Genomic DNA, 16,818 nt, shown 5'->3' with positions numbered 1-16,818 from the left:
ATGCCCACGGACGGCTACCGCGACCATCCGGTGCGCTCGTACGTCCTGACCGGCGGACGCGCGCATCCCTCCCGCAACACGTTGCGGCCCGAGACGCTCCTGCGCACGGTGGACGACGGGCGCGAGCTGCCCGTCGGCGCCGGGCGTCACGAGCGCGCCCTCCTCGAGACCTGCCGGGGCACGCTCGCCCTGGCCGAGCTCGCCGCGTACCTGCACCTGCCCACGAGCCTCGTGGCGGTGCTGGTGTCCGACCTGGTCGACTCCGGCTACCTGGCGATCCGCTCCCACGCGCAGCACGACCTGCCGGGACTCGGCCTGCTGGAGGAGGTGCTCGATGGGCTCCAGCGATTCTGATCGCACGGGTCCGGACCCGACAGGTTCTGATCCCGGCAGCGCCCGGCACCTGGCGTCGACCGTCGAGCGGTCGGTCAAGGTGCTGGTGGTGGGCTCCTACGGCGTCGGCAAGACCACCCTCATCGGCGCCGTGAGCGAGATCCCCGTCCTCAGCACCGAGGAGACCGTCACCGCCGCCAGCGTCGGCGTCGACCCCCTCCTCGGGTCGAAGTCGACGACGACGGTTGCGATGGACTTCGGCCGGGTGACCGTGGGCGGGACCACCGCGCTCTACCTGTTCGGCACGCCGGGGCAGCGGCGCTTCTGGGACCTGTGGGCCGGCCTGGCCGAGGGCGCCGTCGGGGCGCTCGTCCTGGTCGACACGCGCCGGCTGGAGGACAGCTTCGAGGTGCTGGACCAGCTCGAGGAGCAGACGCGGCTGCCGATCGCCGTGGTGGTCAACGAGTTCCCGGACGCGCCGCGCTACGGCGTAGACGCCGTGCGCGGCGCCCTCGACCTGCCGCCGGGCACACCGGTCGTCTCCGGCGACCTGCGCGAACGCCGCCAGGCCGTGGAGGCGCTCAAGGCCCTCGTCGCGCACGCCGTGCGCCGCGCGGGCGGCGGGAGCGCGACCGCGTGAGCCTCACCGGCGCGGTGCGAGTCGTGCGTCTCGAGGACGTCGCCGATCGGCCGCTGCTCGCGGACCTGGCCGGTGCCGTGGACCCGCGGGCGAGCTACGAGGCCCTGCGCTCGCGCTGGGGCGCGCTCGCGCCGGTCGACCTCGAGCCGGGGGTGCCGGCCTGGCTGGCCCTGGGGCACGCCGAGGTCGCCGCCGTGCTGCGCAACGAGGCGCTGTTCTCCCGGGACTCCCGCCACTGGCGGTACGAGGCCGAGCGGCTCGTCGCCTGGCGCTCGCCGACGCGGGCCGTGCTCGCGCAGCGCGACAGCGCCCACGACCGCGACGGAGCCGAGCACCGGCGCCTGCGCGCGCCCCTGGCCGACGCCCTGGACGCGCTCGAGGAGAAGCGCGTCGTGCGGACGGTGGACGTCGCGTGCACCGCCGTGCTCGGCCGGCTCGCCGCCCGCGGCAGCGCGGACATGGTGGCCCAGTACGCCGTCGACGTGCCCGTGCGCGTGCTGGCCGACCTGCTCGGCATGACGCTCGCGGACGCGCGTCGACTGCACGAGCTCACCGTGGCCCAGCGGTCGGGCACCCAGGACGCCTACGCGGCCGCCACCGAGGCCGAGGACCTGCTCGCGGGGTTCGTCGCCGCCCGCCGCGCCGAGCCCAGCGACGACCTCACGTCGGCGCTGCTGGCCCACCCCGGGCACGCGAACGACCTGGAGGTGATGGGCGCCGTCGCGCTGCTCTTCCAGACGGCGCACGACGCCGAGATCGCCTGGATCGCCACCGCCCTGCAGCGCGTGCTCGCGGACCCGGCGTTCGCGGCCCGGCTGTACGGTGGCCGGCTCTCCCTCGACGACGCCCTGGACGAGGTCGCCCGCGACACGCCGCCGCTGCCGCACCTGCGGCCCCGCTACGCCCTCACCGACGGCGAGCTGGGCGGCCAGGCCGTCGCCGCCGGCGACGCGGTCGTGCCGGCCGTCGCCGCCGCCAACGCCGACCGCGCCGTCCAGGCGGTCGACACGTGGGAGCAGGTCGACTCGCGGTTCCACCTCACCTGGGGCACGGGCGCCCACGCGTGCCCCGCGCACCGCACGGCGCCGGTCATCACCCGCACGGTGGTGGGGCACTTCCTCGCCCGGGCCGCCGACATGGAGCTGATGCTCGCGCCCGGCGACGTGCTGCCCGTGCGCTCGGCGTGGGTGCGCCACCCGCGCGAGCTCCCGGTCCGCTTCGTCTGACTGCGACTGATCTCGCGGCTCGTGCGGAGCGGGAGCCCGCGGCGGGCGGGTCACGCGTGCTGCGCGACGCGCTCCCGGATCCGGGTCGACACGTGCCGGAACGCCTTCGGGACCACCGGCAGCAGCCACTGGGCGGCGCGCGTGGGCGCGGGGAGGCGCGCGTCGAGATCGTCCAGCAGCTCGTCGACCTGGCGCAGCGAGAACGGGATGACGTTGGTGCCGCGGGCGTGCTTGCCCTCCGTGCGCTTCTCCATCCAGTCCACGCGACCGGCCACGTGCTCGCGGCGGACCTCGAGCGGGGGCAGCCGCAGGGCGCCGGCCAGGTAGGCGGCCGTCCACACGGCGCCGATCTCGGCCGACAGCGGGCTGAACAGCGACGAGTTGTACCCGGCGAAGGTCAGGTGGGGTACGTCGTGGGGCAGCACCTGCCGGTAGAGCTGGAAGTTCCCCCGGTCGTCGAGCAGGCGGGCCCGCAGGTCGTCGTCGAGGAACGGCACGCGCTGGTGGAAGCCGGTGCCGCAGACCACGAGGTCGGCGCGCGTCGTCGTCCCGTCGTCGAGCACGGCGACGGGGGCGCCGTCGTCGTCCGCCGCCAGGCGCTCGATCTCGGTGTCGCGGTGCACCACGATCGCGCCCGCGTGGACCTGCTCGAAGAAGCCGTCGGTGGCGAGCGACGCCGAGGACCGGGCGATGTCCGCGAACTCGCCGCGGGGCACCAGGCCGAGCTCCTTCAGGCGCAGCTGCCTGGTGGAGACCGAGCTGACGCCGGAGAGCATCGACCGGCGGACGCCGTCGCCGGGCCCGTGCAGGAACCGCTCCATCCCGCCCTCAAGGGTCTGGTAACGGAACAGGCCCTCGCCGAGGCGGGTGAGCAGGAGGTACTTGTAGTTCAGCGCGTTGCCCAGCTTCTTGGGCAGCTTCCACAGCAGGTGTCGCGCCACCACGTGGGTGCTGACCGCGACCTGGCCCAGCTCCGCGGCGACGTCGCAGGCGGACTTGCCGTAGCCCACGACGACGACATGCTTGTCGCGCGCGTCCTCGAGCGAGGTGAGCTGGCTCGCGGCGACGACCTTGCCGCCCGCCCGCAGGAGCTGCGCGAGCCCCTCGAACCGGGGGATGACGGGGTCGGAGAAGATGCCGTTCGCGACCACGAGGTGGTCGAACGGCTCGGGATCGCCCACCGCCTCGCCGGCCCGGCGCGCGGTGACGAGCCAGCCGTCCTCGGCCGGGGTGAGCTCGGCCTGCACGACCTCGGTCGACAGGCGCAGCGTGCCGCCCAGGTCGTGCAGCTCGACGTACTGCTCCAGGTAGGCCTGCACCTGCTCGCCGCTGGGCCACTCGGGGAAGTCTTTGGGCATCGGCAGGTCGGAGAAGGAGTACGAGCCCTTGTTGTTCTGGGTCGTGAGCCCGGAGTAGCGGCGGCTGGCGCTCCACACGCCGCCGACGTCGGGGGTCTTGTCGAACACGGTCACGTCGTGCCCGAACTCGCGGAGCACCTTGGCACTGGCCAGGCCGGCGAAGCCGGCGCCGACGACGGCGATCTTCATGGTCGTCCTTGCTGTCGGTCGATAAGGGCCGAATCGCCAGAATCGTAGCGGTCCGGACAGTCCGCGCGATAGGTCCCGTGGCGGGGCCGACGGCCCCGGCGTCGGTACGGCCGGTGTCGGCGGGACGCGGCAAGATGGGCCCGTGACCGACATCGAACCCACTGCGCTCGACGAGACTGCGCTCGACGAGACTGCGCTCGACGAGACCGTGCGCGACGAGGCCGGCGCCCAGCGCCGCTGGGCGGAGCTGGTCGCGCTGGTCGAGGAGGACCAGCGCGCGTACTACGAGGACGACGCGCCGAAGGTCTCGGACGCCGAGTACGACGGGCGCATGCGCGAGCTGCAGGACCTGGAGGCGGCGCACCCGGCGCTCGTCACACCGGAGTCTCCGACGCAGCGGGTGGGCGGCCGCGCGGCGGCGGGCTTCGCGACGGTCCAGCACCTGGAGCAGATGCTGTCCCTCGACAACGCGTTCAGCGCCGAGGACATCGCCGCGTGGGCCACGCGCGTGCACCGCGACCTGGGCCTCGGGCCCGACGACCGCGTCGGGTACCTGTGCGAGGTCAAGATCGACGGCCTCGCGATCGCGCTGCTCTACGAGAAGGGCCGGTTGGTGCGTGCGGCCACGCGCGGCGACGGTCGCACGGGCGAGGACGTGACCGCCAACGTGCGCACCATCGCGACCATCCCGCAGCGCCTGGGCGGCGACCCGGCCACGCACCCGGACGTCATCGAGGTCCGGGGCGAGGTCTTCATGGGCGTCGACGACTTCGCGGCGCTCAACGAGAAGCTCGTCGCCGCGGGTCTGGACCCGTACGCCAACCCGCGGAACACCGCGGCGGGCTCGCTGCGGCAGAAGGACCCGCAGGTCACCGAGAGCCGCAACCTGCGCATGTACGCGCACGGGGTGGGCGCCCTGCAGTGGACCCAGGGCGAGCACGCCGAGCTCGGGCGCCAGTCGGACGCGTACGCGCTCTTCGAGCAGTGGGGCGTCCCGGTCTCGCCGCACAACCGGGTGGTCGAGGGCCTCGACGGCGTGCAGCAGATGATCGACTACTACGGCGAGCACCGGCACTCCATCGAGCACGAGCTGGACGGCATCGTCGTCAAGGTGGACGCGCTCGCCGACCAGCGCCGCCTGGGCGCCACCAGCCGCGCGCCGCGCTGGGCCATCGCGTACAAGTACCCGCCGGAGGAGGTCAACACCCGCCTCCTGGCCATCCAGGTGGGGGTGGGGCGCACGGGCCGGGCGACGCCGTACGCGGTGATGGAGCCGGTCAAGGTCGCGGGCTCCACCGTGCGGCAGGCCACGTTGCACAACCAGGACGTGGTGCGGGCCAAGGGCGTGCGCATCGGCGACATGGTGGTGCTGCGCAAGGCCGGCGACGTGATCCCCGAGATCCTCGGCCCGGTCGCGGCGCTCGCGGACGACGGCTACCCCCGCGAGGACTTCGTCATGCCCGCCCGGTGCCCCGAGTGCGGCACGCCGCTGCGCCCGATGAAGGAGGGCGACGTCGACCTGCGCTGCCCCAACGCCGAGACCTGCCCGGCGCAGGTGCGCGGGCGCGTGGAGCACATCGGCTCGCGGGGCGGGCTCGACGTCGACGCGCTGGGCGAGGTGACGGCCGCCGCGCTCACGCAGCCGCTGGAGCCGAAGGAGCCGCCCCTGCGCACGGAGAAGGACCTCTTCGACCTCACGATCGAGCAGCTCGCCCCCATCCGCGTGGTCGTCCGGGACCCGGAGACCGGGCTGCCGCGGCCGAGCGACGGCCGGGGGGAGTCGGCCGACGTCACCATGTCGGACGGCTCGATCACCAGCGCCAAGGTGGTCCGGCCGTTCCAGAAGGTCGTCAGCCGCACCTACCCGCCGGGGTACGAGGACGCGACGCCGGCGGAGCGCCGCGCGGCCGGGGTCCGCAAGGACTTCCCGGTCTACGGGCCCTCCACCACCGCCGAGACACTCGTCTTCGAGCTGGACCGCGCCAAGACGAAGGACCTGTGGCGCATCCTGGTCAGCCTCAACATCCGGCACGTCGGGCCCGTCGCGGCCCGGGCGCTCGCGGACTGGTTCGGCTCGCTCGACGCGATCCGTGCGGCCTCGCGCGAGGAGCTGGCCGCGGTCGACGGCGTGGGCCCGATCATCGCCGACGCGCTGCTGGACTGGTTCGAGGTGGACTGGCACCGGGAGATCGTCGCGGCGTGGGAGCGCGCCGGGGTCCGCTTCGCCACGCCCGGGCACCCCGGCCCGGAGGCCATGGCGGCGCAGGCCGACCAGGGCCCGACCGGACCGCTCGCCGGCCTGACGGTCGTGGTCACCGGCTCGCTCGAGGGCTACAGCCGCGACGGGGCGAAGGAGGCGATCCTCGCCGCGGGTGGCAAGTCTGCCGGGTCGGTCTCGAAGAAGACCGACTACGTCGTCGTGGGCGAGAACGCCGGGACGAAGGCGGCCAAGGCGGAGGAGCTCGGCCTGCCGGTCCTCGACGAGGACGGGTTCACGCGCCTGCTCGAGGCCGGCCCGGCGGCGCTGGACGGCGGCCTGGACGGCACGGTGGGCGACGCTCCGGACGGCGACGAGGGCGACTGACGCCCGCGGCTACGCTGCGCGGGTGCTCGACGCTCCGACCACCTCGCTCCCGGCCCTCCGCGGCGCGGCCCCTGCGCTCGGCGGGCCCGTCAGGCGTCAGGGCGCCGGGCGACGACGTCCCGGAGGGGCCCCTCGTCGGCGGCGGCGAGCGGGACCAGCGCGTCGCGCGGCGGCGCGGTGGGCGCGCCCAGCAGGTTCGCCAGCGCGTGGAACGCCGCGATCGGCCGCCTCGTCGCGGCGACCGCGTGCGCGACCTCGAGCAGCCACGCCCGCGCCGCCGAGTCGTCGTCCCGGCCCGCCACCCTGGCACGCCGGACGGCGACGTACTCGGCCGGCGCGAGGGCCGCGAGCCCGGTGTGCCAGGCGTCGGCCGGCTCGGCCGCCCCGACCAGCGCGTCGTCCCCGCTGAGCCCCACCGCGACGCCCGGGCCGGCGGCGCGGAGCGCGGCCACCCGGCCCGCCGGCCGGGCCGCCGTCGACGCCGGGTCCTTGACCGCGGCCACCACGCCCTCGGCGGCGAGGCGCCCGAGGAGCTCCACCGAGACGTCGTACCCGAGCTGCACGGGCTTGTTGTAGAAGCACACGGGGGTACCCGGCACGGCGGCGGAGACCCGCGCGAAGAGCGCGCCCACGTCGGCGTCGTCGAGCGGCAGGTAGGAGAACGGGGGGAGGACGAGCCCCGCGGCGCCGGACCGGACGGCGGCCCGGGCGTGCGCGACGACGCGGTGAGCGGACGCGTCCGCCGCGCCCGCGTACACCGGGGCCAGCGAGCCAGCGGCGTCGACGGCGGCGCGCACCACGGCGTCCCGCTCGTCGCCGTCGAACGACACCCCGGCGCCGGAGGTCGCCAGCACCGTGACGCCGTCCACCCCGGCTGCGACGGCGCGGTCGACGAGACCGGCGAGCGCATCGAGGTCGGGCGTCCCGTCGTCGTGCAACGGTGTGATCGGGTACGCGAGCAGCCCGGTGAACGGTGCGGTCGTGGTGGTCATGCCGCGCATCGTACGGCGGTGCCCGCGGTGGTCAGGCGCTCGCGGTGAGCGCCTCCACCGCCTCGGTGGAGAGCGCGTGGTCGGAGGCCATCGCGGCGGCCCCGAGCACGCCGGCCTGCGCACCGGTGCGGGCCACGGCGATGCGCAGGTGCTGGGTGGCCAGCGGCAGCGACCGTCGATACACGACCTCCCGGATCCCGGCGATCAGGTGCTCGCCGGCCTCGGCGAGGATGCCCCCGAGCACGATCACCGACGGGTTGAGCAGGCTGACGGTGGAGGCCAGCACGGCGCCGATCTCGCGGCCCGCCTGCCGCACGGCCCGCCCGGCGCTGACGTCGCCGCCGCGCACCAGGGCGACGACGTCGGCCGGGCCGGCGACGTCGAGGCCCTCCTGCCGGAGGTGGGAGGCCAGCGCCTGCGCGCTCGCGATCGCCTCGAGGCAGCCCACGTTGCCGCAGCGGCACACGATGTCCTCGGCCCCGGGGACGGCGATGTGCCCGATGTCGCCCGCCGCGCCCTGCGCGCCGCGCCGCAGCGCGCCGTCGGCGATGATGCCGGCGCCGATGCCCGTGGCGACCTTGACGAGGATGAGGTCCGGGACGTCCGCCCAGGCGATGCGGTGCTCGCCGAGCGCCATGATGTTGACGTCGTTGTCCACGAGCACGGGTGCGTCGAAGCGGGCCCGGAGGATCCCTGGCACGTCCGCGTCGTCCCAGCCGGGCATGATCGGGGGGTTGTTCGGGTGGCCGGTGGCGTGCTCGACGGGCCCGGGCAGCCCGACGCCCACCCCGGCGAGGTCCGCGAGGTCGCGGCCGGCGGTCTCGAGGAGCTTGCGCCCCGTCTCGGCGACCCACTCGAGCACGGGCCCCGGCCCGTCCGCGATGGCGAGCGGGGCGTCCAGCTCGGCGAGCACGGTCGAGGCGAGGTCCGTCACGGCGAGCCGCGCATGGGTCGCGCCGAGGTCGACGCCCAGCACCACCTGCGACGACGGGTGGAACGCGAAGGTCGCAGGCGGGCGTCCCCCGGTGGAGGTCGCCTCGCCGGCCGGGGCGATGAGCCCGGTGGCCATGAGCGCGTCGATGCGCCCGGCGACCGTGGATCTCGCCTGCCCCGTGAGGGTGGCGAGCTCGGCCCGCGTCCGGGCGCGCCCGTCGCGCAGAAGCTGGAACATCTCGCCCGCCCCGGACGTCCGCGGGCCGGCGCCTGCACCTTCCGTCATGGCCGTAGTCAATCACGACCGGTTCACCCGCATCTTTTGCTTGACGCTCGACAGAAGGGGTCCTAGGTTCAGACCCATGGTCGACGTGGACCGCGACGACGCGGCAACGCCCGAGGACAGAGACGCCCCGGTCCCTCTGCTGCGCATGGAGGGGATCGTCAAGCACTTCCCGGGCGCCAAGGCGCTCGACGGGGTGGACCTCGACGTGCTGCCGGGCGAGGTGCACTGCCTGCTCGGTCAGAACGGCGCCGGCAAGTCGACCCTCATCAAGGTGCTGGCGGGCGCGCACCAGCCCACCGCCGGTCGGGTGCTGGTCGACGGCGCCGAGGTCGTCGTCCCGCACCCGGTCGCGGCGCTGCGGCACGGCATCGCCACCATCTATCAGGAGCTCGACGTGGTCGACGGGCTCACCGTCGCGGAGAACGTTTTCCTCGGCCACGAGCTCGACCGCGGCGGGTTCACGCAGCGGCGCGACGCGACCCGGCGCACGCGCGAGCTGCTGGCGCGGCTCGGCCACCCCGAGATCTCTCCGCACCGCGAGGTCGGCCGCCTGTCGGCCGCGGGCAAGCAGGTGGTGTCGATGGCGCGGGCGCTCTCCCACGACGCGCGCGTCATCGTCATGGACGAGCCGTCCGCCGTGCTCGACGCGGGCGAGGTGCAGAACCTCTTCCGGGTGGTCCGCGAGCTCACCGCGCAGGGGGTGGCCGTCGTCTACATCTCCCACCGCATGGAGGAGATCCGCCAGATCGGCGATCGCATCACCGTGCTCAAGGACGGGCGGACGGTGGGCCGCGACCTGCCGGCCACGACGCCGACCGTCGAGCTGATCCGCCTCATGACCGGGCGGACCGTCGAGTACGCCTTCCCGGCGCGGCCGGGCGTCCCCCAGGACGCGCCCGTCGTGCTCGATGTCGAAGGGCTTGCTCTCGCCGGGACGTTCGAGGACGTGTCCTTCCAGGTCCGGGCCGGCGAGATCGTCGGCCTGGCGGGCCTGGTCGGCGCCGGGCGCTCGGAGATCCTCGAGACGCTCTACGGCGCCCGGCGGCGCACCGCGGGCAGCGTGACGGTCAAGGGCCGGCGCCTGCGTGCGGGCTCGGTGGACGCCGCGGTGGGCGCCGGCATCGGGCTGTGCCCCGAGGAGCGCAAGAGCCAGGGCCTCGTCCTCGACGAGCCCGTCTACAAGAACATCACCCTGTCCACCTTCGCCCGGATCGCCCGGGGCGGCTGGCTCGACGAGCGCGCGGAGCGCGCGGCGGCGCGCGAGCAGGTCTCTGCCCTCGACCTGCGGCCCGCCGACGTCGACCGCACCGCCCGCACCCTGTCGGGCGGCAACCAGCAGAAGGCGCTGCTCGGCCGGTGGCTCGTGCACGGCTGCGACGTGCTGCTCCTGGACGAGCCCACCCGTGGCGTCGACGTCGGCGCCCGGTCCGAGCTCTACGCCCTGGTGCGCCGGCTCGCCGACGCCGGGACAGCGGTCGTCGTCGTCTCCAGCGAGATCCCGGAGGTCCTGGGGCTCGCCGACCACGTGCTCGTGGTCTCCGAAGGACGCGTCGTGCACCGTGCACCCGCGCAGGACATCGACGAGCACCGCGTGCTCGACCTCGTCATGGAAGGAACCGCCGCATGAGCACCCAGGTCGACGCACCACCCGCGGCCGAGTCGCGGTCCTCGTGGCTGTCCGGCCCCGCCGGGCGCACCGTCGGGCTCGTCGTGGCCCTGGCCCTCGTCGCCGTCGTCGGCGTGATCACGGGCGGCGAGCGCTTCGCCAGCATCGACAACATCATGACCATCCTCCGGCTCGCGTCGGTGACCGGCGTGCTGGCCATCGGGATGACGTACGTCATCACCGCGGGCGGCATCGACCTGTCGGTGGGCTCCCTGGTGGGCCTCACCTCCGTGTGGGCCAGCACGCTCGCCACCCAGACGATGGCCGAGGACGTGCACTGGACGGTCATGGTGCTCACGGCGCTCGCGGTGGGCACCGCGGCGGGCCTCATCAACGGCCTGATCATCGCCTACGGCAGGGTCGTGGCGTTCATCGCCACCCTCGCGATGATGATCGCCGCCCGCGGCCTCGCGGAGATGATCTCCGGCCGGCAGACGCAGGTCGTCGGCGTGGACGGGTTCCTGGACTTCTTCCGCGCCGACTTCATCGGCGTCCCGGTGCTCGTGTGGATCTTCGCCGTGGTCGCCGTGGCCGGCTGGTTCCTGTTCAACCGCACCACCTTCGGACGGCGCACGGTGGCCGTGGGCGGCAACATCGAGGCGTCGCGCCTCGCGGGCATCAAGGTGCAGCGCCACCTGCTGTACGTCTACGCGCTGTCCGGGCTCACGTCGGGCATCGCGGGCGTGATGATGCTCGGCCGCACCACGGCCGGAAGCTCCACGCACGGCATGTATCTCGAGCTCGAGGTGATCGCCGCCGTGGTCGTCGGCGGCACGCTGCTCATCGGCGGGCGCGGCACCATCGTCGGCACCGTGATCGGCGTCGTCATCTTCGCGATGCTCACCAACGTCTTCACGATCAACAACCTGTCGATCTCCGCCCAGAACGTCGCCAAGGGCGTGATCATCGTGGCCGCCGTGCTGATCCAGCAGCGGTTCGCCAAACGATCGTCCACCTGACGCCGCCGCACCTCCCTGCATCTCCCCGCACCACCCCGCACCGCACCACCCCGCACCGGGCCACCCGCCCGGCGGGGCCGGACCGAATCGAGGATCACATGTCCGCACGTACCGAACGCTTCAACCGTGGCCGGCGCACCGCCGCGCTGGCCGCCGTGGCCACCACCGCCGTCCTGCTCGCCGCCGGCTGCACCAGCAACGAGGCCCCCGAGGACGAGGGCTCGGCCGCACCGCAGGTCGCGGCCGAGGGCAACGACGAGCCGGGGGAAGAGATGGTCATCGGCTTCTCCGCCCCCGCAGCCGACCACGGCTGGATGGGCGCCATCACCCAGTCCGCCGTCGACACCGCCGAGCAGTACTCGGACGTCGAGCTCCGGCAGGCGGAGGCCACCAACGACGTCAACGTCCAGATCAGCCAGATCGAGCAGTTCATCAACGACGGCGTCGACGCCATCGTGCTGCTCCCGTTCGACGGTGCGGCGCTCACCGAGGTCGCCACCAAGGCGATGGACGCGGGGATCCCCGTCATCAACGTGGACCGCGAGTTCTCCAGCCCGTTCGCGGCACGCGCCACGGTGCTCGGCGACAACTACGGGATGGGCGTGAGCGCCGGCACGTACATCTGCGAGCAGCTCGGGGACAACCCCGACGCCGTCGTCGCCGAGATCGCGGGCATCGACTCGCTGCCGCTCACCCAGGACCGCAGCAAGGGCTTCAAGGACGCGCTGTCCGACTGCGGCCTGGACGTCGACGCCCGGGTCGCCGCGGACTTCACCGTCCAGGGCGGCGAGACGGCCACGTCGAACCTCCTGCAGGCGGAGCCGAAGATCGACGCCATCTGGAACCACGACGACGACCAGGGCGTCGGCGTCCTGGCCGCCATCGAGAACGCCGGCCGGGACGAGTTCTTCATGGTCGGCGGCGCCGGTTCCCTCGACGTGATGGAGCACATCAAGGCCGACGACTCCGTGCTGCAGGCCACCGTCGTCTACCCGTCGACGCAGGCCGCCGACGGCATCAAGCTGGCCCGGCTCGTGGTGCACGACAAGAACATGGGGGACCTCGTCTCGGCGGGCGTCCCGCGCACCACGCAGCTCTACGCACCGGTCGTCACGGCCGACAACGTCGACCAGTACCTGCCGATCGGCTTCCGGTCCTGACCGGGCCGATCGACGACGACTGACGACCACCGGGAACACGACGGACGGCACCGGCCGGCTCCCAGGGCCGGCCGGTGCGCCACCGCAGGACAGGGAGGGCAGCATGGCCGAGCACGCTCCAGCAGGGGGGACTCCGACGCTGGGCGTCGGGATGGTCGGATACGCGTTCATGGGTGCGGCGCACTCGCAGGCCTGGCGGACCGCGCCGCGGTTCTTCGACCTGCCGCTCGCCCCCCGGATGCGGGTCGTCGCGGGCCGCGACCCTCAGGCGGTCCGCGCGGCGGCGGACCGGCTCGGCTGGGAGGACGCCGTGACGGACTGGCGGGAGCTGCTCACGCGCGACGACGTCGACCTCGTGGACGTGTGCACCCCGGGCGACACGCACGCCGAGATCGCGGTCGCGGCGCTCGAGGCGGGCAAGCACGTGCTGTGCGAGAAGCCGCTCGCGAACTCGGTGGCCGAGGCCGAGACGATGGTGGCGGCCGCCGACGCGGCGGCCCGGCGCGGGGTGACGGCGACGGTGGGCTTCACGTACCGCCGCGTCCCCGCGATCCAGCTCGCGCGTCGCCTGGTCGAGCAGGGGCGGATCGGCGAGGTGCGGCACGTGCGGGCCCAGTACCTGCAGGACTGGCTCACGGACCCCGACGCGCCGCTGTCGTGGCGGCTCGACAAGGAGAAGGCGGGCTCCGGCGCGCTGGGCGACATCGGCGCCCACGTGGTCGACCTCGCGCAGTTCGTCACCGGCGAACGGCTGGTCGGCGTGGCCGGGATGCTCGAGACCTTCGTGCACGAGCGCCCGGTGCCGGCGTCGTTCTCCGGCCTGTCCGGCGAGGCGGGGGAGGGCACCGGCCCGGTGACGGTCGACGACGCGGCCGTCTTCTTCGGGCGGCTGGCGGGCGGGGGGCTCGCCAGCTTCGAGGCCACCCGGTACGCCGGGGGTCGCAAGAACGCGATCCGGCTCGAGGTCAACGGGACCCGGGGCTCGGTCGCCTTCGACTTCGAGGACATGAACCTGCTGCACTTCTTCGACGCGAGCGACGACGCCCAGGTCGCGGGGTTCCGTCGCATCGTCGTGACGGAGCCGGAGCACCCCTACGGCGGGCACTGGTGGCCGGCCGGCCACGGCCTGGGTTACGAGCACGCCTTCACCCATCAGGTCGTCGACCTCGTCGGCGACCTGGCGGCCGGCAAGCAGCCGACGCCGTCCTTCGCCGACGGCCTCGCCGTGCAGCGGGTGCTCGACGCCGTCGAGCGCAGCTCCACCGGCGGCAGCGGTTGGGTCGACCTCGCCGGTTGAGCCTGTCGAAACCGAGCCTGTCGCAACCCACGTCGCTGGTTGAACCTGTCGAAACCCGCTGAGAAGGAGCATCTCGATGTCACGACCGATCACCCTGTTCACGGGCCAGTGGGCCGACCTACCCCTGGAGGAGGTGGCCCGGCTCGCGTCCGGCTGGGGGTACGACGGGCTGGAGCTCGCCTGCTGGGGCGACCACCTCGACCCGTGGCGATGGGACGACGACGCCTACGTGCAGTCCCGGCTGGACCTGCTGGAGCGGCACGGGCTCACGGTGCACGCGATCTCCAACCACCTCAAGGGCCAGGCGGTGTGCGACGACCCCATCGACGCGCGGCACCGCGACATCCTGCCCGACGTCGTATGGGGCGACGGCGACCCGGAGGGGGTGCGGCAGCGCGCGGCCGAGGAGATGAAGCACACCGCGCGGCTGGCGGCCCGGCTGGGGGTCGACACGGTCGTGGGGTTCACGGGGTCGTCGATCTGGAAGTACGTGGCCATGTTCCCGCCCGCGTCCGAGGCGATGGTCGAAGCCGGCTACCAGGACTTCGCGGACCGCTGGAACCCGATCCTCGACGTCTTCGACGAGGTCGGGGTGCGGTTCGCGCACGAGGTGCACCCGAGCGAGATCGCGTACGACTACTGGACGACGGTGCGCACCCTCGAGGCGATCGGGCACCGCGAGGCCTTCGGCCTCAACTGGGACCCGTCGCACATGGTGTGGCAGGACCTGGACCCGGTGAGCTTCCTGTGGGACTTCCGCGACCGCATCTTCCACGTGGACTGCAAGGACTCCAAGAAGCGCATGACGAACGGCCGCAACGGGCGGCTGGCGTCCCACCTGCCGTGGGCGGACCCGCGACGCGGCTGGGACTTCATCTCCACCGGGCGCGGGGACGTGCCCTGGGAGGACGCGTTCCGGATGCTCAACACGATCGGGTACGCGGGGCCGATCTCGATCGAGTGGGAAGACGCCGGAATGGACCGCCTGGTCGGCGCGCGCCAGGCTCTGGAGTTCGTGCGCGGGCTCGCGTTCGACCCGCCGGCGGCGGCGTTCGACGCCGCGTTCTCCCAGCGCCGCTGACCCACGCGGCGACGCGGCCGACCCAGCCTGGACGACGACAGCGTGGCGCCGGGTGGTCCGGCGTCCTGATCAAAGGAGATCAGCATGACCAGTCGTACCGAGCTCGACCGCCGGACGTTCCTGCGTCTGGCGGGGTCCACCGTCGCGGTCGGAGCCGCGACCGTCACCGGGGCGGGGGCCGCTGCGGCGTTTCCCGCGGCGGCGGCCGGGGCCGGCGGGGGAGGTCGCCGGCTCGTGCCCCCGGGCAAGCTGGGCATCCAACTGTACTCGATCCGCGACAAGGTCTCCTCCCTGGGTTTCCGCGCCGTGTTCGAGCGCCTCGCGCAGATCGGGTACGCCGAGGTGGAGTTCGCCGGCTACACGCAGGGGACCGTCGGTGCGATCACGCCGGCGCAGATCCGCACGCTGCTGGACGACAACGGCCTGGCCGCGGTCGGCTCGCACCGCGGGATCGGCGACTTCGCCGCGAACCTGGAGGCGGAGCTCGACATCGCCGAGACGCTGGGGATGCGGCACGTCGGCACGGCGAACGCGCCCACCAACGTGCGGACGGTCGCCGGGTACCTGGCCGCCGCCGAGCAGTTCAACGGCTTCGGCGCGGCGGCCGCCGCGCGCGGGCTGAAGTTCTACCAGCACAACCACCAGCACGAGTTCGGGTTCGCGACCGACGACCCGTCCGTGCGGCTGTACGACGTGTTCCTCGAGAACACCGACCCGCGCGCCGTGTTCCTCGAGATGGACGTGTATTGGGCCTTCGTGGGGCGGTACCTCTACCCAGGCTTCGAGCCGGTCGAGTACGTGCTGGCGAACCGGAAGCGGTATCCGATGTTCCACCTCAAGGACGGCCGGGTGAACCCGACGTCGGCCAACGGCTACGACATCGTCGAGTTCGGGGTGGGCGACCTCGACTACCGGTCGTTCCTCAGCGCCCTGCACGGCTCGGGGCAGCAGCACGGGATCTGGGAGCAGGACAACGCGGCCACCGTCGCCGAGCCTCCGCACCCGGTGGACTCCCTGGGCAACGCCGAGCGCAGCGCGGACGCGATCCTCGCGCTGCGCGCCCGTCCCGGCCGGCACTGACGGGAGGCGGCGGCCGGTCTCCGGGGAGCGGACCGGGACCGGCGCCGTCAGGCGTCGCGACGCTGAATCATCACGACGTCGTCGTGCTCCACGCCGCCGACGTCGTAGGTACGCGTCCCCGCCACCTCGAAACCGTGCTTGCGGTAGAAGGCCTGGGCGCGCAGGTTCTGGCCGTTCGTCCCGAGCCACAGGTGCGGGGCAGCGCCGGGGTCGGGGGCGAGGCGCCCGGCCGCGCGGACCACGTCGTCGAGGAGAAGCCCCGCGACACCGGATCCCGTCGCGTCGGGATGGACGTAGATCTTGGAGAGCTCGGCGTACGGCCCCGGGCCGGCCGCGTCGCCGAGCACGTCGCGCTCTGCCTGCCCGTCCGGCTCGCCGAACGCCACGAGCGCGTAGCCGAGCAGCCGGCCGGAGCCCGGTCCGACGGCGACCGGGAGCGCGTGGCGGTCCGAGGCGATCCACGCCCGGAAGCACTCGGGGCTCAGGTGCGCCGCGATGTGCGCGGCGATCGTGGCTACCCGTGTCGCGGGCGGGCACGCGAGGGGGAACGTCAGCGCGGCGAGCCAGGCGACGTCCGCAGCCTCCTCGGCACGGGCGGGGCGCACGAGCACGTGGCCGGGCGACGGAACGAGGGGCGAAGAGGCCGTCACCGCGCGAATCTAGCCCTGCCTCCGGGGGTGTGTGCCCCGCGTCACCGCCGGCGGAGTTGGTCCGGGCCCGAGGAGCGTGTAAGTTCTACGAAGTCAGCCCGACAGGGAGACGGACACGAAGAGCACAGCCCGGGAGACCGGTGCTCGAGTGGCCGACCGGGGCTGGAACTCCATTCGAGGATCGGGTCGCTTCGTGTGCCCCGAGACGCGATCTGGGGGCTTCCCGACGTCGAGTCGGACGAGCCGTTGCCCGGGAACGGGCGGTTGGATCGGCCGGAAAGAGTCTGGTAAGTTTGAGGAGTTGCCCCCGGCGGGGTCAGGACGAAGGTCCTGGTCTTGTGGGTGTGCGTCGGTTGTTTGAGAACTCAACAGTGTGTTTGATAG

Annotated in this window: 14 protein-coding genes; 10 read left to right on the top strand and 4 right to left on the bottom strand. The window is 73.5% G+C overall.

The genetic code is table 11. The features are described 5' to 3' along the window. From AC1C2V_RS04860 to AC1C2V_RS04850, 3 genes are read left to right on the top strand one after another with little or no spacing between them, the layout of a single operon-like run. A complete protein-coding gene (locus AC1C2V_RS04860; RefSeq protein WP_495388468.1) occupies nucleotides 1-354 on the top strand; it encodes a DUF742 domain-containing protein in 354 nt (117 codons plus the stop codon). Beyond that, nucleotides 335-973 carry a GTP-binding protein gene (locus AC1C2V_RS04855; protein WP_495388467.1) on the top strand — a complete coding sequence of 213 codons (639 nt, stop codon included), beginning with the start codon at nucleotides 335-337 and terminating at the stop codon, nucleotides 971-973. Before AC1C2V_RS04860 ends, AC1C2V_RS04855 begins: the two co-directional genes overlap by 20 nt. Then, a complete protein-coding gene (locus AC1C2V_RS04850) occupies nucleotides 970-2,199 on the top strand; it encodes a cytochrome P450 family protein (RefSeq protein WP_495388466.1) in 1,230 nt (409 codons plus the stop codon). Before AC1C2V_RS04855 ends, AC1C2V_RS04850 begins: the two co-directional genes overlap by 4 nt. A gap of 50 nt (nucleotides 2,200-2,249) precedes the next feature. Here the strand turns inward: AC1C2V_RS04850 and AC1C2V_RS04845 are convergent, their stop codons facing one another. Next, nucleotides 2,250-3,746, bottom strand: coding sequence for a flavin-containing monooxygenase (locus tag AC1C2V_RS04845; protein ID WP_495388465.1), 1,497 nt, complete (start codon nucleotides 3,744-3,746; stop codon nucleotides 2,250-2,252). A 142-nt stretch (nucleotides 3,747-3,888) separates the two neighbouring features. Here AC1C2V_RS04845 and ligA point away from each other — a divergent pair, with 142 nt between their 5' ends. Next, entirely contained in the window at nucleotides 3,889-6,330 is a 2,442-nt protein-coding gene (gene ligA, locus AC1C2V_RS04840; RefSeq protein ID WP_495388464.1) for an NAD-dependent DNA ligase LigA, read from the top strand. An 89-nt stretch (nucleotides 6,331-6,419) separates the two neighbouring features. Here the strand turns inward: ligA and AC1C2V_RS04835 are convergent, their stop codons facing one another. Together AC1C2V_RS04835 and AC1C2V_RS04830 are read right to left on the bottom strand one after the other, a co-directional pair. Continuing rightward, on the bottom strand, nucleotides 6,420-7,322 hold the full coding sequence (locus AC1C2V_RS04835; RefSeq protein ID WP_495388463.1) for a dihydrodipicolinate synthase family protein: 903 nt from the start codon (nucleotides 7,320-7,322) through the stop codon (nucleotides 6,420-6,422). Nucleotides 7,323-7,353: 31 nt separating this feature from the next. Continuing rightward, nucleotides 7,354-8,541, bottom strand: coding sequence for an ROK family protein (locus AC1C2V_RS04830; protein WP_495388462.1), 1,188 nt, complete (start codon nucleotides 8,539-8,541; stop codon nucleotides 7,354-7,356). Between the two features lie 76 nt (nucleotides 8,542-8,617). On the opposite strand from AC1C2V_RS04830, the gene AC1C2V_RS04825 reads away from it, so the two are divergent. The 6 genes from AC1C2V_RS04825 (at nucleotide 8,618) to AC1C2V_RS04800 (ending at nucleotide 15,784) form a co-directional block, all read left to right on the top strand. After that, nucleotides 8,618-10,168: a sugar ABC transporter ATP-binding protein gene (locus tag AC1C2V_RS04825; protein WP_495388461.1), complete on the top strand. Its 1,551-nt coding sequence runs from the start codon at nucleotides 8,618-8,620 to the stop codon at nucleotides 10,166-10,168. Next, nucleotides 10,165-11,166, top strand: a complete 1,002-nt coding sequence (locus AC1C2V_RS04820; RefSeq protein WP_495388460.1) for an ABC transporter permease — start codon at nucleotides 10,165-10,167, stop codon at nucleotides 11,164-11,166. The genes AC1C2V_RS04825 and AC1C2V_RS04820 overlap by 4 nt, the downstream gene beginning before the upstream one ends. Nucleotides 11,167-11,264: 98 nt before the next feature. Next, a complete protein-coding gene (locus AC1C2V_RS04815; RefSeq protein WP_495388459.1) occupies nucleotides 11,265-12,326 on the top strand; it encodes a substrate-binding domain-containing protein in 1,062 nt (353 codons plus the stop codon). A gap of 103 nt (nucleotides 12,327-12,429) precedes the next feature. Further along, entirely contained in the window at nucleotides 12,430-13,623 is a 1,194-nt protein-coding gene (locus tag AC1C2V_RS04810) for a Gfo/Idh/MocA family protein (RefSeq protein WP_495388458.1), read from the top strand. A gap of 76 nt (nucleotides 13,624-13,699) precedes the next feature. Then, a complete protein-coding gene (locus tag AC1C2V_RS04805; protein ID WP_495388457.1) occupies nucleotides 13,700-14,704 on the top strand; it encodes a sugar phosphate isomerase/epimerase family protein in 1,005 nt (334 codons plus the stop codon). A gap of 84 nt (nucleotides 14,705-14,788) precedes the next feature. Next, nucleotides 14,789-15,784, top strand: coding sequence for a sugar phosphate isomerase/epimerase family protein (locus AC1C2V_RS04800; protein ID WP_495388456.1), 996 nt, complete (start codon nucleotides 14,789-14,791; stop codon nucleotides 15,782-15,784). 47 nt (nucleotides 15,785-15,831) lie between these two features. Here the strand turns inward: AC1C2V_RS04800 and AC1C2V_RS04795 are convergent, their stop codons facing one another. After that, nucleotides 15,832-16,434 carry a GNAT family N-acetyltransferase gene (locus tag AC1C2V_RS04795; RefSeq protein WP_495388455.1) on the bottom strand — a complete coding sequence of 201 codons (603 nt, stop codon included), beginning with the start codon at nucleotides 16,432-16,434 and terminating at the stop codon, nucleotides 15,832-15,834. Nucleotides 16,435-16,818 lie beyond the last annotated feature (384 nt).

This window comes from Isoptericola sp. Y541, assembly GCF_059445465.1.
This window is presented reverse-complemented; position numbering and strand designations above follow the sequence as displayed.

Excerpts from the sequence above, each read along its gene's own strand:
- AC1C2V_RS04860 (WP_495388468.1), top strand. The coding sequence starts at position 1 with ATGCCCACGGACGGCTACCGCGACCATCCGGTGCGCTCGTACGTCCTG.
- AC1C2V_RS04855 (WP_495388467.1), top strand. The coding sequence starts at position 335 with ATGGGCTCCAGCGATTCTGATCGCACGGGTCCGGACCCGACAGGTTCT.
- AC1C2V_RS04845 (WP_495388465.1), bottom strand. The coding sequence starts at position 3,746 with ATGAAGATCGCCGTCGTCGGCGCCGGCTTCGCCGGCCTGGCCAGTGCC.
- AC1C2V_RS04835 (WP_495388463.1), bottom strand. The coding sequence starts at position 7,322 with ATGACCACCACGACCGCACCGTTCACCGGGCTGCTCGCGTACCCGATC.
- AC1C2V_RS04830 (WP_495388462.1), bottom strand. The coding sequence starts at position 8,541 with ATGACGGAAGGTGCAGGCGCCGGCCCGCGGACGTCCGGGGCGGGCGAG.
- AC1C2V_RS04825 (WP_495388461.1), top strand. The coding sequence starts at position 8,618 with ATGGTCGACGTGGACCGCGACGACGCGGCAACGCCCGAGGACAGAGAC.
- AC1C2V_RS04820 (WP_495388460.1), top strand. The coding sequence starts at position 10,165 with ATGAGCACCCAGGTCGACGCACCACCCGCGGCCGAGTCGCGGTCCTCG.
- AC1C2V_RS04815 (WP_495388459.1), top strand. The coding sequence starts at position 11,265 with ATGTCCGCACGTACCGAACGCTTCAACCGTGGCCGGCGCACCGCCGCG.
- AC1C2V_RS04810 (WP_495388458.1), top strand. The coding sequence starts at position 12,430 with ATGGCCGAGCACGCTCCAGCAGGGGGGACTCCGACGCTGGGCGTCGGG.
- AC1C2V_RS04805 (WP_495388457.1), top strand. The coding sequence starts at position 13,700 with ATGTCACGACCGATCACCCTGTTCACGGGCCAGTGGGCCGACCTACCC.
- AC1C2V_RS04800 (WP_495388456.1), top strand. The coding sequence starts at position 14,789 with ATGACCAGTCGTACCGAGCTCGACCGCCGGACGTTCCTGCGTCTGGCG.